A 22,405-nucleotide genomic window follows, 5' to 3' on the forward strand; every position below is an offset into this window, starting at 1 on the left:
AGAATTACGATTCCTGCGCATAACCCCTCTTCATCTCACGGATTGCCTGCTCATAACATGCCAATCGATTTTTTGCCGCATTGTCCCAAGTGAACTTCTGAGCCGTGCGATAAGCGTTGAAACGAAGCTGCTTCAGCAAGCTCGGATCGTGTATCAGCTTCTCTATCGCGACAACCATTTGATCAATGTTTCGCTTGGGTATGACAAGAGCATCGACCCCATCCGTTACAATATCGGCCGGTCCTGCCGTATCTGTCGTAATTGGCGCCAAGCCGCATGCCATACACTCGATTAGCGTTTTACCGAATCCTTCGGATAATGTCGGGAATAGTTTAATATGATAGCCTCTTAGCAGGTGCGGCAGCTCACTGTGTTTATACGTTGGAATGGTCGTGACCCTATCCCTGACCTCGGGATCGAAGTCGGCCAATACCTTCTCATCTTCACAGCCCGTACCCATAAAGGCAACTTCCACATGGGCATATTTTGCAAGGATGGTATTCAGGGCCTGTGCACTATAAGATATCCCCTTCCTGTGGATGTAGCTCCCAACCTGGGCTATCTGGATGACTTCATTGTTCGCTGTTTCCATATCATTTACCGGAAGATTCAAGAAATAACTTGGGATCCCATTAAAAATGGCGCTAATTTTATACGAATCTTTGCCAATCTGATCCTGTACGAAGTGTTTGTCCTCGGAGTTGAGGACTATTGAGAAGTCGGCTCGCTTAAAGGATTTGGATACCTCCCAAATCCGATAACCTCCCCAGTAAATAAAGTACTTCTTGCTGAGAGGCAGATTGCCTAAACGATGTTCCTCCAAAATTTCCCTATGGGCCAGATGTTCAAGTCCATGACTGCTTGATACAATTACTGGACGTTTTCTGAAGTATGACAAAACCCAGCTATCTCCAGAAGCAATATCCAACAAATCATATTCCTTCCATTTCGACAGTCTTGAGGCCAGCTTCCATGGAAAAATAATTTTGTCCATGATCCCGCCATCGAATACTTTAAAGTCGTCCATGAAATATGTATCGACTTGTACGCCAAGCTGTCGTAACGATTCAGCAATCGCGATCCTTGTTCCTGACACGCCTGAGTTCACATTATGATTAGAGTTTGCTATCATGGCTACTTTCAAGGAAACTCACTCCAATTATTCATATCTTCATCTCCTGCCCTGCTGCAGTATGCATAAATAGCGCACTCCCAGTTCTAACTAATCAGAATCTCCTCATAAATTCGTAATGTTTCTTTCGCGACGCGTTCCACCTTATAGAAGTCCAGACCTTGCTGAGCGGAGTGTTTGTACTCCTGGCGAAGCTTCTGATCGCACAGCATGTTGAGCATCGCTGCAGCCAACTTCTCCGGTGCCTTTGGCGGAACCAGCATGCCTGATCGCCCGAAATCCAGCGCCTCCGGTATACCGTCCACCTCGGTAGCGATGATCGCGCATCCCGACTCCCGCGCCTCAAGAAGAACGAGCGGGAATGGATCTTTATGTGATGCTAGAACAAATACATCGCACGAGCACATGTATCGTCTTGGATCTGTCTGAAAGCCTTCAAAATGAATTTTATGAGAATGAGCCGATTGGGAAGCCATCTCTTTAAATCGTTCCCTCTCCGGTCCGTCTCCAACGATATACAATTCCGAATCAGGGCATTGCTCAGAGACGATACTAAACGCCATAATGAGATCTGCAATGCCCTTCCGTTCATTAAGCCCTGCAACGGTAACGATGGAACGTCCTTTGAGCTGTACTTCTTCCATGCCCGTATTCCTTCTGCTGCCTATCGTTCCGTTAAGGACAACGCGGAGTTTCTCTTCATGAACTCCGCGTTTGGCCATCGATTGGGCTACAGCATGGCTGACGGCGATTACCGTGTCACCAACCTTCATGTAATCGGCACTCTTCTGGAATTCGTTATGGACATGCGTGACGATCTTGTATTTGCTTAAACCTTTCAAATAACGAGACAGTAACGCACCTGTCATCATATGTGCATGGATGATGTCCGGCTGGAATCGTTTGACGATGCTTCTAAAATCAAAAAAAGCCTGAAGCATCTGCATCGGCTTTCTCGTTTGGTCCAACTTGTAATGATCGATATGATGTTGTTTCAGCAGTTCCAGGTACTCCCCTCCTTGGGAAGCTACCGCCACTCTATGTCCCAGAATCGCTTGTTCACAAGCCAAGTCAACCATGACATTAACAATACCGTTTCCCGACTGTTTTACATGGTTTGCTATGTGCAAAATATTCAAGGGATCACCCCGTCTTATTGTTCTTCTGTGCCTTTGACCTTCCTCACATGGCTTCAGTATTGCTCCGTCCCTTTTGCCTGCGTATACGCTCAAGAAGCCATACGATATCGCTTTTTGAAATCATCCAATGACGCACTGCAACTCGATGCTTCAACGTATAAACCAGAAAAATGACCGACAATTCTATCAAAGCCGTAGCCAACAAGGAGATAGCTGCCCCTTTGATACCCAGCAGCGGTATGAACAAATTCATAAACACGACGTTCAGTCCAAGCGTGGTCATCCGAATAATGGTCACTGCTCCGGGCTTGCCGATGGACATAAAACCTTGTGCCAAAATCCACGAAATACTGGTAATCGCGGTTTGGAAGATCAAAATCCGAAATACAGAGACCGCTTCCGCAAACGAGGGGCCGTATAAAAGAATCAGAAAATAGGGCGCAATTACAAATACCGCTGCCCCCACCATGAAGGTTATAACCGAACTGATGCGCGTTACTTTAAACGTTAGTCGCAAAGCTTCATCCTGCTGAAGGCCCGAAGCCTTGGGAAACAATACCGAGGTTATGGACCCCTGAATTGTGTTCAACATTTTGGCTAAGTTAAGTGACACCACATAAAGACCCAGGCTGCTTGGAGATAGCAGCCCTACCACTAAAATCTGGTCGATGTACCCGGAGAAGGTTCCGGCCACGTCCGTTCCGTAGGAACGGATGCCGTAGCCTAGCAGCTTTTTCCCGGACTTCGCCTTGTTTTTTTGCTTCAACCTGTAACGGGAGACGAGTTTAAATGTCGTCCAGACGGCGATCGGAATAGCCGGAAAGAGATATGCGACGGACGTAAGGAAAGGCGTAACGTGCCCGGTTGCAACAAGCGCACATAATAATATCAACGTTCCGAGCACCGGAATATATCGCATAAAATTATAAAGACCGTACTCTCCCCTGGACTGTAAAGCTGCCGTATTGATGGTTCCGATCATGGCTACTGGAGACATGATCAAGGCCCACACGGCAAAATCAACGACTTCGCCGGAGTACCCCTTCATCCAGACAGGGATGATCACGGCTCCAACCGCCATGGCCACAAAACCAAGCAGCACACTCATGTACAATGCCGTTACATAGAGGGAGCCCTGATCCTCATTTTTTTTCTTCATGTAATAAACAAGCGCCGCTGGAATCCCTAATGTCAAGGAATACGCCAGAAATCTAGGCCACATAATCATGGCCGCTTGCTCGCCTCGTCCCTCTGGCCCCAAGAACCTTGCAATTATTATGCCTGTCAGCACATTTAATCCAAGAATAAAGACATTGGATGCAAAGATTTGGACAACATTCCCAAGACTGCCTCTTTGTTTTACTGAATTCGTAAGTGCCATTTATACGTATCCCTTCAGGCCTGATTAACGGTCTCAAATTTAGGATGCATCGCATAATGAAACAATCGTAAATATTTGCCGGACATATGCTCCCAAGAATGGCTCTCCGCATCCTCCCTCGCCTTGACCGCCATCATTTCCAAACGCTCTTTATTAGAGGACAGTTCCCGAAGCGCCCGTACCAACGCAGAAGTATCGTCCGGATCTTCAATTACAACGGCGGATTGATCGGACAGCAGTTCCACAACTCCACAACGGTTGCTTGTGATCACGGGCAGTCCAGAAGCCATCGCCTCCAGGATAACAAGAGAGAAGGGCTCGTACCTGGAAGGAAAAATAAATAAATCGGCGAGCGACATCATGTCTGCGATATCCCGCCGGTACCCCAGGAAGTGAACACGGTCGCTAATTCCAAGCTGCTCGGCTAACTGGGGATACGGGCTTCTCTCGGTATATCCGAGTACAATAAGCTCAATATCCTTGACCTCGGCCAGCGCTGCCAGGACTGTATCTAGGTTTTTTCTCCTCGATCTCAAATCACCGGCGAACAGCGCATAGGTTCGATCATCGGCCAAATAATAATCGGCCCGGTTTACAGTTCGGGGATAAAATTCATTCAGGTCAACTCCATTGGGAATGACCGCAATCCGTTGAGCCTCTACCCGTGCATCCTGTACCAGCTCTTGCTTGACCTGCTGCGACACCGCTATAATTTGCCTCGTCCTTCTTAGGGCATACCGTTCCAGGAATGCATTCAATCCGTTATAAATCAATTGATAGAAGCTTCTAGCATTTTTATGTTCCCGGAATGGATGATACCAGGACTTTATCCATGCGCTATGAACGAAGTGAATACAGTTAATGTCGGAGCGGGCATACGTGATGAAACCGTTCACCACGACAAGATCTATCTTGCTTCGGTTCATCCAAATCCAAATTGCTGAAATCAAGGCGAACCACTGGTATTGAAGCAGAAGCGTCGGGATCCTTCTCGTTCCTCTCTTAAGCCAAGTCACTTGGGGATGTCCTTGGAGCTCCTCTGCCAATTCGGAGCATATAATGCTTACTTCGTGCCCCTCCGTTATTGCTTTCACGATGACCTCGTAGTTGACTCTTCCTTGACCGTCTCCCTTCTTCACCTTGTGCGTAACGAAACAGATCTTCATCCGCTTACCTCTCTCATTACATGCATACGTTCATCATCTATTAGCGAGTACTTCACGATTGTGTCCATGAGAGCCTCGGCAATTTTGTTATGCCCTCCCTCATTCGGGTGGAAGCGATCCTCGAAATAATCATCCCATCGATGTAACTTGGTTGACGAATCGCACATGAACACCCGGTTTGTCGATTTGCTGTTTTCATAAATGTCCCGAAGTGCATCGCGGTACTTCTGCATGGAAGCCGGAGATCCGGGGAAATACCTTTCTTCGATATCGCCTGGGGTAAGAAGGATTATTTTCGTTTTTTGATTATGACCCAGCACGTTAAGAATGAAGTCCGTGGTGTGTTGCTTAAATTCATCGACACTCATCCATGGCCTGCCTCCCAAGGTTTTAATGAGGATTACCTTCACCCTCCACCGGAGACTCGACTCCAATTTCTCTAGCCACACTTTAGGCTTTCGTCTTGAGAAATAAGGCCTTGGATCCATCCAGCCCGGCTTCCTCCATCGTTTCGGTAAAAATCTAAGATGCTTTTTCTGTTCCCTGACTACAGACTCCGTAATTCCATGCGCGAATATAATAATCTCGGGCTGCATTTCCATCAGTTTTTTTTCATATTTCATTCTGGATTCATGAACCTGCATGGCACTCCCTGCAAGATTCATGAGTTGAACGGATTGGGCATATAGCGATTGGAGCTTACTTTGCAATAAATTCCCGTAAGACCTGCCATATTTACTAACACCTAGCCCTTGTGTAACGGAATCGCCCAAACAAACGATTAACACGCTATATTCCCTCCTCTCCTGGCCTTGGCAAGTAGACAAGCGAAATAACCAACAAAAGAATAAATCCGCTAAAACCACTTAAAACGTTGCTCCCCATAAGCAGCAACAATGTAGCTGTAATAGCTGCGAAGGATATCGGAGAATACATCCTTTCAGTCCGACTCGATTTATATAGATAAATTAGAAGGTAAATGAGTACGCTAACGACCCCTAACCCCAAAGGCAAACCAAAGGTATAAAATACATTCAAATAGCCGTTATCGAATACCGTCAGCGTATCCGAATTCTGGGTTAATTTCGCCCCTAACCCGGAGCTGCCAAGCCCCATGCCAACCGGATTTGCTAGAACTGCTGAGAAGATGTGCGTAGAAAAATGAAGCCGCTCATTGAAGGAATGGTCCTCTTCAAGGGACCCGAACGTATCGATGCGAGAAGCCACCTGGCTTGCCCCCGGCAGAACAGGCAGCAGGAATTGATAGGCGAGCACGATGACAATCCCGAGCATAAGCAGCTGCAATTTGCTCTTTAACTGAGAACGAAGAAAGTAGGCTAATATCATCAAAACATAAGCAATCCAACCAATGCGGACAAGGGTTAGCAGTAGAGCGAAGGCTACGAGCAAGAGCCCGACTACTCCGAACGCCCTCCACCTCTTTTGAACCGTCATAATGGCCAGTGCCAGGGCAAGAAATACCCCGGTAGGCCCTGGGGAATTTAGCAACGAAAATACCCTGAATTTTTGAGGCTCCGCAGGACCGATGGATTTCATCTCGGAACTGGTCATCCAGAAGTGATCCCATGGAGGAAGGACCATGTACTGATAGATTCCGTATGCTGCAACGATTACGGCAAGATATCCGAAGCTGCGAAGCCATTGATCTCGTACATCCCGGCCAAAGCGGCTTACGCTTACATAAGCCAGGACAAGAAACGGCACAACGTAATTCAATAGGTCAAATACGGATGAAAATCCGTATTTTAGAAAGCCGACGCCAAAACCATAAATCAAGGCAGCCCCTAAAATTTTTAAGAGGATGCCCACTTTACGGTCCAATTGTTTCATGTTTTTGATAATTGGAATTAACATGGTCAAGCTCACGCAATAAGGAATGAGCGAGATTAATGATGTATCGGTATATGAGCGAAAGGACCAATCGAGCAGTCGCCTCAGTTCCGGGCTTACGACCCACATCAACAACGCATATGGAACTAACGCATGAGGGCGTTTAAAGTGTATGCGCAGGGCCGCCATCATACTGAGGATGAGAAGCGTAAATTCCAAGAGCCTCATATGAAGCGAGCCCGTCGCCCCAGCAACGCCGACCATCCCCCCAAGAGCGATTACACACGCCAGTAGGATCAAGCGCCTAAGGCCCGCTGGCAGTGCCGATGCGCTTATTCCAAAGATCCTCTCCATGTTCTCCAACCATCCCATCTGCCTTTATAGGCCAGCCATACTTTTTTTAACGCTGCCGTTCGTTCTCGGGGAAGCAACCGCAGGAACTGAATGATTCCTGGCGAAGCCTTACTCCCGACTATAAGCACCCACAAGACGTACAGCGCTCGATGGCACGTGCCGAAATGCTTCAATACGGCATACGTTTCGTTATGCACCGCATTCAAAAAGGCGGTCTCGTTAAAGCTGTTCCGTTGATCCTCGTCGAAACGTTCGGCCGGAAAATGATCCACGCATACCGTAGGGTCGTAAATCAGCTTCCACCCCTTCTTTTTCACAGCCAGGCTAAATTCCAGCTCGTTATGAACCTGTGCGCCCGTCCCCTTCATCCGCTCGTCAAAGGCTAAGCCACAGATGGCCTCTCTTCGGAAGCTCATATTCGCACCTTTCAGAATATCCACTTCCCGGGCGCTGCCAATGCCTACATGATGATTGCCGATGATTCTGCCATAGGGTTTGATGATACCAACCTGCTGTTTTCCCGCTGGAATCTCATGTCCGCGTAAAAACACGATATCTCTGCCCCCTACGCCTCCGATTTCCGAGTTCGACGCATAATGCCGCTCAAGTTGTTCAAGCCAATTCGTATGAGGAACGGTATCATCATCGGTTAGTACGATAATCGAGCCCGTACTCTGCCTGATCCCGGCATTCAGTGCGGCAATCACGCCGCTTCCCTCAATCAGCGCAATTTTTGTGTTTCGGATGTTCAAGGATCGAAGGTAATTCAATGTCCGTTCATCTGTATTTCTAACGACCAGCATAATCTCGTCCGGATATCTCGTTTGCCTTTGAATCCCTTCGAGGCAGTGTTGAAGAGCTTCCACACGCTTGTACGTTGGAATGATGACGCTAATTGTCATGTTCATTCTATATCCCCCCGCGATCTAATAGGCGGAATTCGGAAAAACCATAATCTTGACCGTTCGAAGCATGACCTTCACATCCAGCCATATTCCTCGGCGTTCGATATATTCCAAATCTAATGCCAGCATTTCCTGAAAACTTAAATTGTTGCGTCCGCTCACCTGCCATAGACCCGTACAGCCGGGACTTACTCTCAATCGCAGTTTGTCATAGCTGCTGTACTGCATCACTTCTCTTGGCAAGGCCGGGCGAGGTCCTACCAACGACATCTCTCCACGAACGACATTCCACAGCTGCGGCAATTCGTCAATGCTGGTCTTCCGAATGAATTTACCGATTTTCGTAATTCGGGGATCTTCTTTCATCTTAAACATGGCGCCGCTGATTTCATTCTGTTCCAGCAGCTTATCGAGCAGTTCCTCGGCATTGGATACCATTGAGCGGAACTTGTACATCCGAAACGGCTTTTCGTCCTTACCGACACGGGTTTGATAAAAAAAAACGGACCCCTTCGGGTCCTCAAGCTTAATGAGTATCGATACGATCAGGAAGAGCGGAGAAAGCAGAACAAGCCCAATAAGCGCGAACACGAAGTCCATCCCTCGCTTAATCAGCAAATACAGGACCTTGGATTTCTGGTCATCAAATGCGTAGTTCGCATAGTCCGAAGCTCCTTCAAAAACTGCGTCTGCTTCGTTCCGTTGCGGATTGGGGTACATCTGTCGTTCACCTCATTAGCGATTTATTTTGATGAGCTTCTCTCTCTCGAGAATCGTCTCCATCCCCTGCAGCAGAGGTGTTCGGAGCTCCTCGTTTTTCAACGCAAAATCAAGCGTCGTCATAATGAAGCCTAGCTTCTCTCCTACGTCATATCGGGTTCCTTCGAAATCATAAGCGTACACGCCTTGGGTTTCGTTCAGCTTTTGAATAGCATCTGTCAGTTGAATTTCGCCGCCGGCGCCTTCTTCCTGATGCTCCAAAAACTCGAAAATTTCCGGTGTCAATATGTATCTGCCCATGATGGCCAGTCGTGATGGTGCCTGCCCAACAGGCGGCTTCTCGACAAAATAATCCACTTGGTACAATCGATCGATTCGCTCTAGCGGTGCGACGATGCCGTAACGATGCGTCTGATCCTGGGAAACCGTCTGAACTCCGATCATGGATTTCTGCGTCACTTCGAATTGCTGTGCAAGCTGCTGGATGCAAGGCGTCTGAGATTGTACAATATCATCGCCGAGCAGCACGGCAAACGGCTCGTCGCCGATGAAATTGCGGGCGCACCACACAGCGTGCCCAAGTCCACGGGCTTCCTTCTGACGTATGTAGTGAATTTCAACATTCGAAGATCGGCGGACTTCGTCAAGCAAGTCGAATTTCCCCTTGCTGAACAAATTATGTTCAAGTTCGAACGCATGGTCAAAATGATCTTCGATAGCACGCTTGCCTTTGCCGGTCACAATGATAATGTCTTCAATCCCGGATGCCACCGCTTCTTCAACGATATATTGAATGGTCGGCTTATCCACGATTGGGAGCATCTCTTTCGGCATCGCCTTCGTGGCAGGCAAGAACCTTGTTCCCAGCCCAGCTGCGGGAATAATGGCTTTCTTTACTTTCTTCATCCTTCATTCACTCTCCAACTCTTTATATGGTATTTGTGCGATAATCCCATAACCCATGATCAGTGCTTCTATAGCAGAAGGGCTTAGCTATGTACTCTTCGAGTGAAAAGGACATAGCTAATACTTCTTGAAAAGGGCATTGAACCCACCCTCACATCACACCCTCGACAATCATGTCTAAGGTCCTTTAGGACCCACAGTGTGACCGAGTGCCTACAGTGATAAAGGTGCAGTAGACATTACCTGTATTGTTGTAAGGGTTACAGCCTTTCTCTTTGATGAGCTAGTGCCCATTTGTGGAAGAGGAGTTTAAACCACCCGATTGAGGACAATACCGAGCATGCGGGCATTCACATGGTCCAGTTGTTCCTTCGCCTTCTTGAGATGATCTTTCTTTACCTTGCCGGCCGCGGCGACCATAATGACGCCGTCACATAAAGCACTGACGATGACGCTATCCGACACGGATAAGACAGATGGCGTATCGACGAGAATGACGTCGTATTGATCTTTTATCTGATGAAGCAGCTCGCGCATTCCCGAAGAATCGATTAATTCCGAGGGATTGGCAGGAACCGGGCCTGAAGGAAGGAGCCAAAGGTTGTCGATCGATGTCTTTTGAACGGATTCCTGAATGCTCGAATGACCAGTCAGTAGCGAACTTAAGCCCTGATGATTTATCTGGGAAAACACGCGATGCAGTGAGGGCTTGCGCAAATCCGCGTCGATTAGAAGCACCTTTTTGCCTTCCTGAGCGTAGGTAACGGCCAGATTACTTATGGTTGTGGTTTTTCCTTCCCCTGGCTGAGAAGAAGTTACCATTACCGTCTTAAGTTCCTGGTCCTTGGAGAAAAACGGGATTTTGGTACGAAGAAGACGATATACCTCTGAAATGGATGATTTAGGGTTGTGTGATACGATCAAGCTGCCCTCACTGATTGAGCGTCGCATATTGGCTCTCACCTGCCTTTTGTTTTTGGACGGCTTTCCCTCTGGCTGATTTTTTCAGATCGCCTTTGCCGATTTTGCCTACGACGGCTAGAACAGGAACATCCATAATTTCAATAATTTCGGCTTCCGTCTTGAGCGTATCGTCCAGATAATCCAGAAGGAATACGAACCCTATGGCCAGTACGAGGGAAACAACGAAGCTGATTAGCAAATTCATAAAAGGATTGAAGTTAATCGGGGCAGGAGCAGCTGACGTGTCGGCCTCGCTAAGTATTGTGATATTATCGATGTTCATAATGTTCGGAATTTCCTCTTTGAATACGGTGGAGACAGCATTGACGACCTTGGCGGCCTTGGCGTAGGACGTGTCCTGGTAAACCAAATTCATGACCTGCGAATTACTTGCTGAAGTAACGGATATTTTAGCGGCCAGCACCCCAGGACTCTCGCCAAGGCCCGGATATTGCTGGACAACTTTATTCATGACAGCTGACGACTTAATAATCTCCTTATAGGAATTAATGAGAAAAATGCTGGTTTGGATCGTACTTGCATTGAGTGGTCCATCACCCGATGATTGGTTGACGATCAGCTTTGCGTTTGCCGCATAGATCGGTGTCGTAAAGTAGAAGCTTTTGACACTTGCCGCGGCCATCGCTACGAGGACGATTACAGCGATCAACCACCATTTTTTCTGGATAATTCGAAAATACTGCTTGAGTTCCATCTCCTTAGCAGCCCCCCGTTGAAATCTGAATTGGATATTACGCTGGCCTTGAGGCCTTTCGACGCATAACCGGGATGAGGACTAAGCCTGCAGCCCCTCTTTTGCTACATTTCGTATACATTTATATCCCATAATTTACGATACACTTTGTATCATGTCAAGGCTAATTTTCATGAATTTTCATTTACAGGAGACAAAATGTATCGCTGTTAGCGCTTTCGATTTCTGAGGAGTTCGGAGATGATTCCTTTTCTTACAAGCCTTTCGAAAGCAACAAAATAAGCCCCGCCGATGCAGGGATCGACGGGACTGACTGTATAAAATGATTTTTTATTCATCAGGCCTGCGTAATTTGCAAGCTGCCATTGGCCATCGAAAGGCGATACCTTTTATTCGTTACGGAATCCGTAAGAATCAATCCGTTGCCTGGTCCGCCGATTTCAAGCGAATCGGCCATATAGCTATGGGGGTAGGGGGAATATGATCCGATATGGTCCCACGTGACCATAACGCCCGCAATGTAGGTGTCACCGGTCTTCGGAATAAACCCGATGTTGAATTCATGCAACAATCCGGACTTGCTTGCAAGCTCTCTGCCTCGCAGATGCTTCCATCCCTTCGTTTTCCACGTGACGGCGTCGTTAAAAATAAACTCTGCGTTTTGGGCCGAGATCCGTCCAATCGACTTGTAGGAAGTTCCGCTTTCGTATTCCGTTTCCAGAATAAAGTACTGCATGGCCAAGTTTCTCCCCGCATCTCCCTGAAACGGCAGCGGCTGTGCATTGAATTTGATTCGGAGGCTGGGCGAAAACACCCCATTCGGTGTTACCTTTAAAATAACTGGCCGGCTGCCGATAACCTGTTTCATCTCGTTCGTGATGGGAACGGGTACTTCATCCACTGTGACAAGACTGATCATTCCGCCATTAGTCACGGTCCAATTGGATAAAACCTCCGGATTGGAGAGTAGATTAGGAGCTGACACCGGCATAAGAGTTCGATGTTCCCGTTCCTTCATCCGCTCCTGCAAGTCAACCGTTTTATACAAGGGGGTAACCTTTCTCCTGATGACCGTATCATCGATGCCAAGTCCAGACAGATCGGATTCCTTGTCTCCTGTTAAAATATCAATATAGGCCGAACCAGCTGCTCCGGGAGCGGTAGACTTTCTTAAAACCCCCAAGTCATCGTTGAATGTGACGGGAGCCGTTACCGTTCCGAACCAAGCTGCATACTGCTGTTTCTCTTCGAGCGGTTTCAGTTCATCCGGCAGAGGAAACTCCCAGACCCCTGAGTTTCCGGAATAGGCTGGTACCGACCAGGAAAAGCCGAAGCCGAACATCCGTAAATTTGAAGTGGCGGATTTCTCCAGGAGCCGGATGGCCGCTTCTCCACATTGCTCAAACTGGGCACCTGTGAACATCCCGCTTAATCCTCTGACGGAGGAAGACCTGTTATATTCATCCAGCGAACTGTCAATGCATTGGTAGATGCCGTATGGCGAGAATCCTAAATGTACCCGATGCAAATGGCCGTCAAATCCTCCCCGATGGCCTGCATTCAATATAGTTCCAAGCAATAACCCACAGAATGCTCCCGATATGCCACCACCCTGATAAAAATAATCGCCGGAGTTCACCCGGCAATAAACACCAACCAGTCCGTTCCAGCTGCAATCATATGAATATACGTGACCGTTGGTGCTGTTTAGCAGCTGACCCACCTTAACGCCGGACGTCCTAATATTCCTGAAGATCGGAGTCGATTTGGCTGCAATTTCAATGGCAACGGCTCCAACCGAAAACATGTCATATCGATTTTGCTGGAATAGATTCCTATCGATCCAAGCTGCTAGATTTCTAGAGTTATATTCGGAAATTCCCGTAATGGAAAAGTTCTCGAACACGGCTTTATCCCCCGAGCTTCGAATTCGTAGACAAGGAAGCAAATCAGTGGCGATATCAACTGGATCCCAGATGATTCGCGAGCCCATTTGACCGCTGTCCACATAGGGGGCAATTCCAAAAATCCCGCGGCTGTTATTCTCAATAGTTTGCCTGACCCGATAGTTTCCAGCAGGAATAAACAATCTATACCGCTTGTCGCACACGGCCATAGCAGCCTGAAACGCAGCCGTATCATCAGTCCGGCCGTCTCCCTTAGCTCCGAACCACTTGACGTTGATCCCGCGTTCCATCAATTCCTCATCGAGCATATTGAAATTGGAGCTTAAATCCTCTGGATTGATCGGGTCTGTGGATGACCATGTATCCATCTTCATGAAATCCGTTTCCTTGGCCATGCTGATCCCCTCCTTGCTACCATAGTAGTGGTTCCTTTGCGGATGTGCTTGATGAAGATGCCTATTTGGGACGCATGCCTCTCACCCAATTTATGACTTGCAATGGCCCCGATCCTCCTATAATATACATATCTAAAGATACATTTTGTATCATCATACTTAAGGCTAACAACATACATTTTTATAATAGAAGCGTTTTCATTAAAGGAGCTTTCTCATGCGCACCATTCTAACCGTCCTATGGGGCTTGATTCTCTTCATCTTCACCTGCTCACTGAACTTTCAGCTTCTTATCCGGTATCACATCATCAATTTTCAACTAAACCCCTCCCCGGATTGGTCGGAGCTCTTTAAAATGGATTTTCAATGGTACAGCACGGATTGGGTCATGCGAAAAATAGGTCATTTCCTAGGCTTCTTTATTCTTGCCCAGCTTGCCTCCGGCTTCGGCAAAAGCAAGATGGCCTTCTATGTATGCGTGGGATATGCGGCATTAACCGAGATCTTGCAATTGTTTTTCTTCAGGGGCGGGCGGATCTATGATGTAATCAACGACGCCTTCGGAATCGGTCTCGCTTACCTGATTTGTCTCATATTCCGTAGGAATGAACACAGAGCAATACATCTAAAAAAATGATTGGGATTAAGTTATTGCATAATACGGGTGAAAATGTATTGATACAAAACGTATACATGATATATAATGTCAATGATACGAAATGTATCCAAATATAATCGTGAAGATAAAGCCGGGATAGGCCATAACGGAGGAATATATAAATGGGCGCAATTGCCGGTATTTATCGTTTTTATGGGCAACCGGTTCACTTGGGGGACGGCGAGCTCATCATGTCAGCGATGGACGCTTATCCTGCAGATCGAAGAGCTCTATGGCACAAAAGCCACGTTATAATGGGTTGTCTTGCCCAATGGATTACGGAGGAAGCAGTCGACGAGACGCTGCCTTATTACGATCCGCAGCGCGGGCTTGCCATTACGGCTGACGCCATCCTAGACAACCGGGACGATCTCATGGATCAGCTGCAGGTTCCGCATCCGGTAAGAGCAATCATGACGGATAGCGAAGTGATGCTGTTGGCTTACGAGAAATGGTCAGAGGCGATGGCGGAGCGTTTGACCGGAGATTTTGCCTTTGTCATTTGGGATGAACGCAAGCAGCTGTTATATGGGGCAAGGGATTTTTCCGGGGCTCGTACCCTGTATTATCACCGGAATGAACAGCAGTTTTCCTTCTGCACGCTTATGAATCCGTTGCTCGCCTTGCCTTATGTACATAAAAAGCTTAATGAACGGTGGCTGGCCGAATTTCTGGCGATCCGCGGCGTATTCGAACCACCTGATGCTTCAACCACCGTGTATCACCAAATTCATCAGATCCCACCTTCCCACTTCTTTGTCATCCAGCGCGACCGGCTGCGCATCAGCCGATACGACTGCCTGGGACATGAAGAGCCGCTGCGACTGAACTCGTCTGAAGAGTATGAAGAAGCCTTCCAGAACGTATTCCAGCAGGCCGTCACATCCAGACTTCGCCGAACCCGGCGTCATGTCGGCGCCCATCTGAGCGGCGGTTTGGACTCAGGCTCAGTAGTCAGCTTCGCTGCCAGGGCACTTCAACAAGAGCAGCGTCCTCTCCATACATTCAGCTACGTCCCTGAGAGCGACTTCGTTGATTGGACACCGAAGCACAGGCTCGCGGACGAGAGGCCTCTTATCAAGCAGACGGTGCAATTCGCAGGTAATATCGAGGATCATTATTTGGATTTCCAGGGGCGCAGTCCCTTTACCGAAATTGACGATTGGCTCGACATCCTGGAAGCTCCTTATAAATTTTTCGATAACTCCTTCTGGCTCCGAGGCATCTATGAACAGGCCCAGCAGCGCGGTATCGGTATTCTGCTTAATGGCGCCCGAGGGAATTACAGCATCTCTTGGGGCCCGGCGATCGAGCACTATGCCCAGCTTATGAAGAGGTTTCACTGGATTCGGCTAACACGGGAGGTCAATCAGTACAGTCGGAATGTCGGTGTCGGTCGTAAGCGGCTATACTCCATCCTGGGCCGCAAAGCCTTTCCTTCCCTACAGAAGCTGGCACCGCTCGGATCCTCCACCGATGATCTCCCGCAGCTTGTACATTCCGATTTTGCCAGACGGACTGGAATTTACGATAAGCTGGAGGACCGCGCATTTATCGGGATCGGATCGACGGACGATCTGCCGAGTGATCCTCTGGAGGCAAGAGTGCAGCATTTCAAACGAATCTATATATGGACCACCACGGGAACGAGCGGATGCAAAATGTCTCTTCGATATGCTGTCTGGAGCCACGATCCGACCAACGATCTGCGGGTCATCCGTTTCTGCCTGGCGACACCCATGGAACAATTCGTTCACAACGGGATGGACCGCGCCTTAATCAGACGCTCAACCAAGGGCTGGCTTCCCGACGCGATCCGGCTCAATCAGCGAACCAAAGGCATTCAGGCTGCCGACTCTATCCATCGGATGCAGAGAGACTGGCCTCAATTTATCGATGAGTTGGATCGGCTCACCCGTGATTCCAGAATGCAGGACATCATGAATATGCCCGTTCTCCAAGATGCGCTTGCAACGGCGCGTCACGGAATGGACACGAATCAAGCCTACGGCCCTTCCATTAAGCTGCTTATGCGGAGCTTGATTCTATATCGATTTCTTCAGAAAAACTTATGAAAGGAGGTGAACCAAATGAAAAAGCAATGGAGTGAGCCTGCTTTGGAGGTACTGGACATGAAGATGACGATGGCTGGTCCTGGTAACGCAATTCCGGACGGTGTACAACCGGATCCCGATGAATTGGTCCATACTAGCTAATAGCAAGCTGGAATTTTTCTGAGTGAGCCCCTATACGCCTGAACGGGTATAAGGGCTTATCTTCTTTTATTGGAATATGAATTTTTGGAGTGAGGACCTTGCTTCACACAATAAAATCAACTGCTTATAAGGCCTTCGGGCTCACCATACATAGTGACATTCCCCTTCCGGAGCTGCAGTCCGCCCCCAACCTCGGAGCTTCCGCTGATATTAACGTGGGCTATGCCGATTTGGCAGAGGCATGGCTGGAGGAATCGAGCGCGGCCAACGCCTCATTCGTATGTACAGAGAACAGGGTCATGTTCAGGGTACCCGAGCTTGCGATCTTTGCCATCGAAAATGGCACACTCATTTCGGTCTCCCCCGAAAAGAATGGGGAGGAGGATCGGATTCGGCTGTACGTGCTCGGATCCTGCATGGGGGCGATCTTGCTGCAGCGCAGAATCCTCCCGCTTCACGGCAGCGCGGTTGTCGTCGACCATAAGGCATACGCCTTCGTCGGCCACTCCGGACATGGCAAATCAACATTGGCATCAGCCCTGCTGCAGCGTGGCTATCGGCTATTGACCGATGACGTGATCGCCGTCACGCTGGATGAGCAGAATATGCCCCTTGTCACGCCTGCTTACCCGCAGCAGAAGCTGTGGCAGGAAAGCCTGGACGCCTTCGGGATGAATTCGGTTGAGTATCGCCCCCTGGCCGACCGCGAAACCAAATATGCCATTCCTGTAGTAGAGCAATTCTCCAATGCCAAGGTACCGCTGGCTGGTGTTTTTGAACTGGTGAAATCCGATTGTGACAAGGTTCGGATTCAACCGATCGACAGATTGGGGAGGCTTCCGCTTCTATATCTTCATACATATCGCAATCTGCTGCTCTCGGGCAGCGGATTAACCCAGTGGCATTTTGACTTTACCGCACGGTTATCCGGATGTATAGACATGTACCGTTTGGAACGACCGCTGTATGAATCGACGGTTCATGAGCTGGCTGAGCTGGTTCTTTCGACGATCGGTGCCGACGACAATAGGTGAGACTAGGCATGGTTATGGATGGCTCCAACGCAGCAAAAGCTGCCCCCTGGTGATATCACCCTGGAGGCAGCCCTTTATATAAACGCGGCTTAAGGCCGCGTAATTGGATTACATGTCATCCCGGATTTGGATCCGTTTAGCACGAGTGTCCGGCTGTTTCGGGATTTCCAGCTTCAGCACCCCGTTCTTCAACGATGCGGTGATGCCGTCTTCGTCAATATGCTGAACATGGAAGCGGCGTACGTATTCGCCGTAGCTGCGTTCTCTCCGGATGATATTTTGATCGGAATCCTCCACGCTGCTAGCTTCCTTGCGCACGGCTTTAATCGTCAGGTAAGGCTCCTCGTAGCGAATTTCAATGTCGTCTTTATGAAAACCGGGCAATTCCGCTTCAACCAGATAAGCGTTCTCCGTCTCACGGATGTCGGTCTTAAAGGACATCGCCGCCGAACCCTTGAACGGTGCAAAAAAGTCGTTGCTAAACACATCATTGAATGACTTCATCAGCTGGCTGATGGAGTCCTCTCTGCGTTTTCCAAAAGGAATCATATCAAACATGATGCATTCCCCTTTCTTTGACCTTGTTTGACCTTACATGTTCATTATATGCCCGTCGAAGGGTTATGACAAAGCCGAATAAACCCGATATGGCCCTGAATCCGCTTGTTTTGGCCGGAAATGGCCGTGTTTTAGCATTCGATTTTTGATTTTGACTATCTTTGACCTTTTTCGTTCTGTTGAGACTAAGCACTCGCGGAAGATATACATCAACCATTCATCATCGAAAATAGACTTCGACGAAATTGTACCCGTTGATCGACGATTACGTTACTTACGAAATAGCTTGTCATCATTCTAAGATATGTGTACTATGAGAGTGAATATTGGAAATTGAAGCGGGCAGAGAATATGAGAAGCCCTTTGCATCATCAGAGCCTTTATCGATTAAAGGTTTATTGGTGCAAAGGGCTTTTTCTTATTACCCCTCGCAGATCTGCTGTACTTTTACGAAATTCATACCGGTCTTGAAAAAAACGTCCACAGGAGTGAGTCCATGAACGTCATTGCCATGAATGAAGCGATCTGACATTATTTTCTTTCATAAGCTCATGACTCTCTAACTGTTGCCAAAATGGATGGGTTTCTACCTTGGGACAAGAACTGCACAAGATCGGTTTTTTCGGCTACATTATCGGTTCATTGGCTAACATCACCTTGGTTCTCCTGTTCCCGTTTGCCTTAATATGCGCGAAGGGGTTTAGGCCGCCAGCTTGAATGCTCTCTGACTAAATCGCTGATCCCGACGAACTCCACTTTTTTTTGGAGCTCCGGAATGGATTTTTTCAGCGCCTCTGCCGTACGAATTCCGTACACGCCTACATGGCCTATCGCTATACAAAATGTTCTTTCTTCCGCTTGCTGTGCCGCCGTTTGGAGTTGCTTGCTCACGTGCTGTACGGCATGAATATCATCCAGGAATATGTCGTTGGCAATGGATGGCATTCCCTTCTCTACAGCCAGTTTGCCGACAACGCTGTGGTAATTCGTCTTGCTGTCGATGAAGAACAATCCTCTCGCCCTACAGACATCGAGCACGATGGACATGCCCCGTTCATCTCCGGTAATTTTGGAGCCCATATGATTATTTAATCCAACGGCGTAAGGAATCGAATCGATTGCCTCTTCCATTCGTTGACGAATTTCTTCATCCGTAAGCGAACTCAAAATTGCCCCCGGTCCAAGCCATGAGGATCGGCCTTTCTTAGGCTCCATGGGCATATGGATAATGACGTCATGGCCATGTCGATGCGCAGCCTCTGCGTCTTTCTTGCTTGTCGGTAAAAAAGGCATCACGGCTACCGTAATCTTGACAGGCAAATTTAACATCTCCTGCGTCCCTTTTTGACCATTTCCAAAATCATCGATAATGACGGCTAATTTGGCCTTCTCTTCCTGTCCAGTCATGATGCCATCGGAGTCTATCTTTACTTGGGTTGGTTTCTGACGAGACGGATCAGCCAAAGCCCCCCCATCAGCCCCATAGCCAATACGTGATCCGCATACGATCCCCCACATCATACACAGCAGGATCACCGAATTTTTATGCCTTTTTCATGCTTTAGCCCTCCACTCCTGTTCATGATAATCTAACTACCCGTATTGTTTGAGAAGAGGTATAAAAATATGTAAGCCAAGAATGAAGATTATATTCTGTACGACCCATTAATTCCTTCGATTCTATTCAGTTGAGAAAATTGCATATGAGTTTACCCAGAGAACCCTCCATATTTTTTCAGATGGGGTTATTCTTCATAATCACTTATATGTCAGATTTGAAACGAAAAGTTCCATAAATTAAACTACAACAAACATAAATCATCATTCGAATAATGGTCTGTGTTGTTATTATTCCAGATTCTGAATGATGAGTAAAATTATTAACAATAGTTCAGTCCGGGTATTGCTACAAGATAATAATGAACGACAATTGATATACTTATACCAACGATTAATCCAATTAATGGTACTTTTTTATACTCTTGGACCCAAAGTATGCTTGTGCTGACCTCACGTATACCGACAAGCAACGGAACGATAAATAAATATTGAATGGGTTTTGCAGCTTCGATTGTGTCAAATAGAATAAGTGAAATTTCCTCATTATAGACATAAAGAAATAGACTCGCTGTCCAGCCCCATATCCAGCTTATCTTCAGTGCTATTCTCGTACGCAGATGAAAACCATCAAAGTTTCTTGCCTCCCAATCTGCTACCATTCTCATAGCTAATGTATGTGAAATCGCGGCAGTGACCAATGTGGGCATATAGGCTACAAGTGCAGCCATGCCTGTGAGAACTCCAAAAATTGCCGTTGCTTCTGCGGATGTATAACCAGCGGCTTGAAGTCGGTTAGGGATAATGATCGCGTCCAAAACATCTGAGAGTGGTACCAGTAATCGGGTAAGAGATATAATGAGAGAGCTGTTTAAGAACCATTTTATTTCCTTTTGAAAACTAGTGTCTTTCCAACGAGGCGGAGGTTGATCACTTTTTCGATTCACGAATAGATAATATGAAATTAATACGAAGAAAGCAGAAATCGCACCCAATGATGTACTTATCATGCTGTTACCGGTTGCAATGGCAGGACCTTGAGGCATATAGAGAACAACAATGACCAGCATGAAGAACACTCGAATGGCTTGCTCTATAATTTCGGAGAAAGCAATGACATTATACAATTCAATGCCTTGCAGATAACCGCGAAGCAGACTTAATAATGGAACCACAAACAAGGCTGGTGCCAGCTTCCTGTTCCCCAGTTAAATCGGGAATCCTGCTCTTTTTGGATTGTGACCATTCCAGCCGCGTGTTTGGATTCCATTCAGCAGAAACAAATACCAAATCAAATTCCACTTAAGGGGTCATGTTCATGCCGAGGACGTCCCGCCTGAACATGCCCTATAAATATGTAGCACTAAATATGTAGCACTTTTGACAATATGAAAAGCGACCGGTGCTCGGCCGCTTCTTAGGTGATTGTTTTTTGGGACAGGGTAGTTAAAAACAAAAAAACAGCTAGAAGGGAGTAGAGGGGGTACCCCTTGATGATAGTTCTTGGACTTGTTTTCGTTGTACTTGCCATCGCTGACATGCAGTGCTTGCTTTCGGCGATCATTGCGGGCCTGCTGGTGCTGGGCGTCCAAGCTGTTCACGGGCGTCTCATCCAGTCTCTCGACCGTATTGATCAAATTATTGTCCGGTTGGTTCGTGCTCAAATGTAAGGCCTTCCTTATGCTGGAATCGATTGTGATGAGTATTATGTGTGGGAAGCAAAGCGGGTATTTAAGCATACGGGCTGTGCCATCCTGTTAGGACTCCCGGTTGTTGATAAACCTCCGGTTTTCCGGGGCCTTGTACGAGTGTTTCATAAGGACGGTTCTTTGACTTCCTTCACCGCAATGAGCTCAATGGCTTTGCCAGGCTTTAAGATGATCAGCATGCCGCTTTGCAAAATCATATTCTCCAGACTTGTACAAGTCGCCGGCAAATAAAAAGGTGTTGTCCCCATCGTGCATCTTCATCACGAGTGACTGTTTATTGATATTCTCTGCCGACCAATCCTCAAATTTATCCGGGGATATGCCTTTTTCCGATTCAGCAGCTCAACCTCCACATGCTCGCGATCTGATGGCGGTCGCCGTCCTTCAACACATGCAGCGGGATATATCATGCTGCTCAAACAAATCCATCACCGTGCGGTATGTGCCGGTCGTGTGTTCAATATTCGGAATATAAAATCCGCCAATTTCTTTCGCCCTTAGCAGCGATGTATATCCGCCCATATGGTCATAATGAGGATGGGTATTTATGGCGTAATCGATTCGGGTTACACCCAGCCGTTCATATACTCCTCCAATTGGGAGCTTGTCTCGGGAATGCCTGCGTGGATCATGATGTTGAGCCCGTTGGGCGTTTTGCAGAAAAATAGAGTCGCCGGGTTTCTCCTCCCGGTCGAGGAAAAAATAACGTACTGTGAGCTGATCCTGGTATGATTTCGTATCGAATACGTCACCCGTCCGGTGGACAATCGCGTATTCGGACCGCGGCTTAGCAGATGCATCGGCTGAAGCGCTGGCGTTCTGCAGGTTCGAGGGATCTGAAGCTCCTGTTCTTTGGCGCGCGCAGCTCCTGTTGTCCGCGGTTTCACGCTCCGGCCTGCGAGCTTCGATCTGCGCGAATACCGCCTCCCCCGCGCCTACAACACCAACATAAGGAAAAAAACGAAGCTGCCGGACGGCAACGGGATCTGCGCTAGGATTTCTTTGCTGTACATCAACGGCATCAGACGCAAGTCGCTTCGTGAACACTGTCACTTTCGCGAGATAATTTTGAAATGACGTCTGTTGGCTTAAGACGACCGGTGCTTGGTTAAGATCAATCTTTGCTCAAAATCATTTTA

Annotated in this window: 22 protein-coding genes; 5 read left to right on the forward strand and 17 right to left on the reverse strand. The window is 47.7% G+C overall.

The genetic code is table 11. From position 1 onward, the window contains the following. Nucleotides 1–4: 4 nt before the first annotated feature. The 12 genes from MKX76_RS21255 to MKX76_RS21310 form a co-directional block, all read right to left on the reverse strand. Entirely contained in the window at nt 5–1,144 is a 1,140-nt protein-coding gene (locus MKX76_RS21255) for a glycosyltransferase family 4 protein (RefSeq protein ID WP_210094287.1), read from the reverse strand. A 74-nt stretch (nt 1,145–1,218) separates the two neighbouring features. Continuing rightward, the gene (locus MKX76_RS21260; RefSeq protein ID WP_210094288.1) at nt 1,219–2,271 is read right to left on the reverse strand and encodes a glycosyltransferase family 4 protein; all 1,053 of its coding nucleotides are present in this window, start codon (nt 2,269–2,271) and stop codon (nt 1,219–1,221) included. 43 nt (nt 2,272–2,314) lie between these two features. Beyond that, entirely contained in the window at nt 2,315–3,652 is a 1,338-nt protein-coding gene (locus MKX76_RS21265) for a lipopolysaccharide biosynthesis protein (RefSeq protein WP_210094289.1), read from the reverse strand. Between the two features lie 14 nt (nt 3,653–3,666). Next, complete coding sequence (locus MKX76_RS21270) at nt 3,667–4,818, reverse strand: glycosyltransferase family 4 protein (RefSeq protein ID WP_210094290.1); 1,152 nt, start codon at nt 4,816–4,818, stop codon at nt 3,667–3,669. Then, on the reverse strand, nt 4,815–5,186 hold the full coding sequence (locus MKX76_RS29790) for an SGNH/GDSL hydrolase family protein (RefSeq protein WP_445669848.1): 372 nt from the start codon (nt 5,184–5,186) through the stop codon (nt 4,815–4,817). The genes MKX76_RS21270 and MKX76_RS29790 overlap by 4 nt, the downstream gene beginning before the upstream one ends. A gap of 421 nt (nt 5,187–5,607) precedes the next feature. Continuing rightward, nucleotides 5,608–7,023: an O-antigen ligase family protein gene (locus MKX76_RS21280; protein ID WP_245255872.1), complete on the reverse strand. Its 1,416-nt coding sequence runs from the start codon at nt 7,021–7,023 to the stop codon at nt 5,608–5,610. After that, nucleotides 7,002–7,931 carry a glycosyltransferase family 2 protein gene (locus tag MKX76_RS21285; protein ID WP_244869059.1) on the reverse strand — a complete coding sequence of 310 codons (930 nt, stop codon included), beginning with the start codon at nt 7,929–7,931 and terminating at the stop codon, nt 7,002–7,004. The genes MKX76_RS21280 and MKX76_RS21285 overlap by 22 nt, the downstream gene beginning before the upstream one ends. An 18-nt stretch (nt 7,932–7,949) precedes the next feature. Continuing rightward, on the reverse strand, nt 7,950–8,648 hold the full coding sequence (locus MKX76_RS21290) for a sugar transferase (protein ID WP_210094293.1): 699 nt from the start codon (nt 8,646–8,648) through the stop codon (nt 7,950–7,952). Between the two features lie 15 nt (nt 8,649–8,663). Continuing rightward, nucleotides 8,664–9,554 (reverse strand): UTP--glucose-1-phosphate uridylyltransferase GalU, encoded by an 891-nt coding sequence (gene galU, locus MKX76_RS21295; RefSeq protein WP_210094294.1) that lies wholly within the window; start codon nt 9,552–9,554, stop codon nt 8,664–8,666. Nucleotides 9,555–9,863: 309 nt separating this feature from the next. Then, a complete protein-coding gene (locus tag MKX76_RS21300) occupies nt 9,864–10,505 on the reverse strand; it encodes a CpsD/CapB family tyrosine-protein kinase (protein WP_210094295.1) in 642 nt (213 codons plus the stop codon). After that, on the reverse strand, nt 10,486–11,232 hold the full coding sequence (locus tag MKX76_RS21305; RefSeq protein ID WP_210094296.1) for a YveK family protein: 747 nt from the start codon (nt 11,230–11,232) through the stop codon (nt 10,486–10,488). Before MKX76_RS21305 ends, MKX76_RS21300 begins: the two co-directional genes overlap by 20 nt. Nucleotides 11,233–11,569: 337 nt before the next feature. Further along, nucleotides 11,570–13,534: a glycosyl hydrolase family 28-related protein gene (locus tag MKX76_RS21310; RefSeq protein WP_210094297.1), complete on the reverse strand. Its 1,965-nt coding sequence runs from the start codon at nt 13,532–13,534 to the stop codon at nt 11,570–11,572. Nucleotides 13,535–13,751: 217 nt separating this feature from the next. Between MKX76_RS21310 and MKX76_RS21315 the strand changes: the two genes are divergently transcribed. The 4 genes from MKX76_RS21315 to MKX76_RS21330 all read left to right on the forward strand — a co-directional run bounded on the left by MKX76_RS21315 (nt 13,752) and on the right by MKX76_RS21330 (nt 17,442). Next, entirely contained in the window at nt 13,752–14,171 is a 420-nt protein-coding gene (locus tag MKX76_RS21315) for a VanZ family protein (RefSeq protein WP_210094298.1), read from the forward strand. Nucleotides 14,172–14,314: 143 nt separating this feature from the next. Then, the gene (locus MKX76_RS21320) at nt 14,315–16,267 is read left to right on the forward strand and encodes an asparagine synthase-related protein (RefSeq protein WP_210094299.1); all 1,953 of its coding nucleotides are present in this window, start codon (nt 14,315–14,317) and stop codon (nt 16,265–16,267) included. A 15-nt stretch (nt 16,268–16,282) separates the two neighbouring features. Beyond that, on the forward strand, nt 16,283–16,408 hold the full coding sequence (locus MKX76_RS21325; RefSeq protein ID WP_028404171.1) for a paeninodin family lasso peptide: 126 nt from the start codon (nt 16,283–16,285) through the stop codon (nt 16,406–16,408). Nucleotides 16,409–16,506: 98 nt separating this feature from the next. After that, a complete protein-coding gene (locus tag MKX76_RS21330) occupies nt 16,507–17,442 on the forward strand; it encodes an aldolase (RefSeq protein ID WP_210094300.1) in 936 nt (311 codons plus the stop codon). A 108-nt stretch (nt 17,443–17,550) separates the two neighbouring features. Here MKX76_RS21330 and MKX76_RS21335 read toward each other — a convergent pair whose 3' ends face one another. The 3 genes from MKX76_RS21335 to MKX76_RS21345 all read right to left on the reverse strand — a co-directional run bounded on the left by MKX76_RS21335 (nt 17,551) and on the right by MKX76_RS21345 (nt 20,738). Next, nucleotides 17,551–18,000 (reverse strand): Hsp20/alpha crystallin family protein, encoded by a 450-nt coding sequence (locus MKX76_RS21335; protein ID WP_007132667.1) that lies wholly within the window; start codon nt 17,998–18,000, stop codon nt 17,551–17,553. A 681-nt stretch (nt 18,001–18,681) separates the two neighbouring features. Next, nucleotides 18,682–19,407 (reverse strand): divergent polysaccharide deacetylase family protein, encoded by a 726-nt coding sequence (locus MKX76_RS21340; protein ID WP_376773062.1) that lies wholly within the window; start codon nt 19,405–19,407, stop codon nt 18,682–18,684. A 473-nt stretch (nt 19,408–19,880) separates the two neighbouring features. Continuing rightward, nucleotides 19,881–20,738, reverse strand: coding sequence for a hypothetical protein (locus tag MKX76_RS21345; RefSeq protein WP_341034584.1), 858 nt, complete (start codon nt 20,736–20,738; stop codon nt 19,881–19,883). 309 nt (nt 20,739–21,047) lie between these two features. On the opposite strand from MKX76_RS21345, the gene MKX76_RS21350 reads away from it, so the two are divergent. After that, entirely contained in the window at nt 21,048–21,227 is a 180-nt protein-coding gene (locus MKX76_RS21350; RefSeq protein ID WP_210094303.1) for a hypothetical protein, read from the forward strand. Between the two features lie 143 nt (nt 21,228–21,370). Here the strand turns inward: MKX76_RS21350 and MKX76_RS21355 are convergent, their stop codons facing one another. Both MKX76_RS21355 and MKX76_RS21360 read right to left on the reverse strand, forming a co-directional pair. After that, nucleotides 21,371–21,514: a hypothetical protein gene (locus MKX76_RS21355; protein ID WP_210094304.1), complete on the reverse strand. Its 144-nt coding sequence runs from the start codon at nt 21,512–21,514 to the stop codon at nt 21,371–21,373. 136 nt (nt 21,515–21,650) lie between these two features. Further along, on the reverse strand, nt 21,651–22,313 hold the full coding sequence (locus MKX76_RS21360; RefSeq protein ID WP_341034585.1) for an MBL fold metallo-hydrolase: 663 nt from the start codon (nt 22,311–22,313) through the stop codon (nt 21,651–21,653). Nucleotides 22,314–22,405 lie beyond the last annotated feature (92 nt).

It is taken from the genome of Paenibacillus sp. FSL R5-0810 (assembly GCF_038002285.1).
Classification (GTDB): domain Bacteria; phylum Bacillota; class Bacilli; order Paenibacillales; family Paenibacillaceae; genus Paenibacillus_AQ; species Paenibacillus_AQ lactis.

Excerpts from the sequence above, each read along its gene's own strand:
- MKX76_RS29790 (WP_445669848.1), bottom strand. The coding sequence starts at position 5,186 with ATGAGTGTCGATGAATTTAAGCAACACACCACGGACTTCATTCTTAAC.
- galU (WP_210094294.1), bottom strand. The coding sequence starts at position 9,554 with ATGAAGAAAGTAAAGAAAGCCATTATTCCCGCAGCTGGGCTGGGAACA.
- MKX76_RS21335 (WP_007132667.1), bottom strand. The coding sequence starts at position 18,000 with ATGTTTGATATGATTCCTTTTGGAAAACGCAGAGAGGACTCCATCAGC.
- MKX76_RS21300 (WP_210094295.1), bottom strand. The coding sequence starts at position 10,505 with ATGCGACGCTCAATCAGTGAGGGCAGCTTGATCGTATCACACAACCCT.
- MKX76_RS21310 (WP_210094297.1), bottom strand. The coding sequence starts at position 13,534 with ATGGCCAAGGAAACGGATTTCATGAAGATGGATACATGGTCATCCACA.
- MKX76_RS21290 (WP_210094293.1), bottom strand. The coding sequence starts at position 8,648 with ATGTACCCCAATCCGCAACGGAACGAAGCAGACGCAGTTTTTGAAGGA.
- MKX76_RS21285 (WP_244869059.1), bottom strand. The coding sequence starts at position 7,931 with ATGAACATGACAATTAGCGTCATCATTCCAACGTACAAGCGTGTGGAA.
- MKX76_RS21280 (WP_245255872.1), bottom strand. The coding sequence starts at position 7,023 with ATGGAGAGGATCTTTGGAATAAGCGCATCGGCACTGCCAGCGGGCCTT.
- MKX76_RS21270 (WP_210094290.1), bottom strand. The coding sequence starts at position 4,818 with ATGAAGATCTGTTTCGTTACGCACAAGGTGAAGAAGGGAGACGGTCAA.
- MKX76_RS21340 (WP_376773062.1), bottom strand. The coding sequence starts at position 19,407 with ATGACTGGACAGGAAGAGAAGGCCAAATTAGCCGTCATTATCGATGAT.
- MKX76_RS21325 (WP_028404171.1), top strand. The coding sequence starts at position 16,283 with ATGAAAAAGCAATGGAGTGAGCCTGCTTTGGAGGTACTGGACATGAAG.
- MKX76_RS21355 (WP_210094304.1), bottom strand. The coding sequence starts at position 21,514 with ATGGGGACAACACCTTTTTATTTGCCGGCGACTTGTACAAGTCTGGAG.
- MKX76_RS21305 (WP_210094296.1), bottom strand. The coding sequence starts at position 11,232 with ATGGAACTCAAGCAGTATTTTCGAATTATCCAGAAAAAATGGTGGTTG.
- MKX76_RS21265 (WP_210094289.1), bottom strand. The coding sequence starts at position 3,652 with ATGGCACTTACGAATTCAGTAAAACAAAGAGGCAGTCTTGGGAATGTT.
- MKX76_RS21315 (WP_210094298.1), top strand. The coding sequence starts at position 13,752 with ATGCGCACCATTCTAACCGTCCTATGGGGCTTGATTCTCTTCATCTTC.
- MKX76_RS21320 (WP_210094299.1), top strand. The coding sequence starts at position 14,315 with ATGGGCGCAATTGCCGGTATTTATCGTTTTTATGGGCAACCGGTTCAC.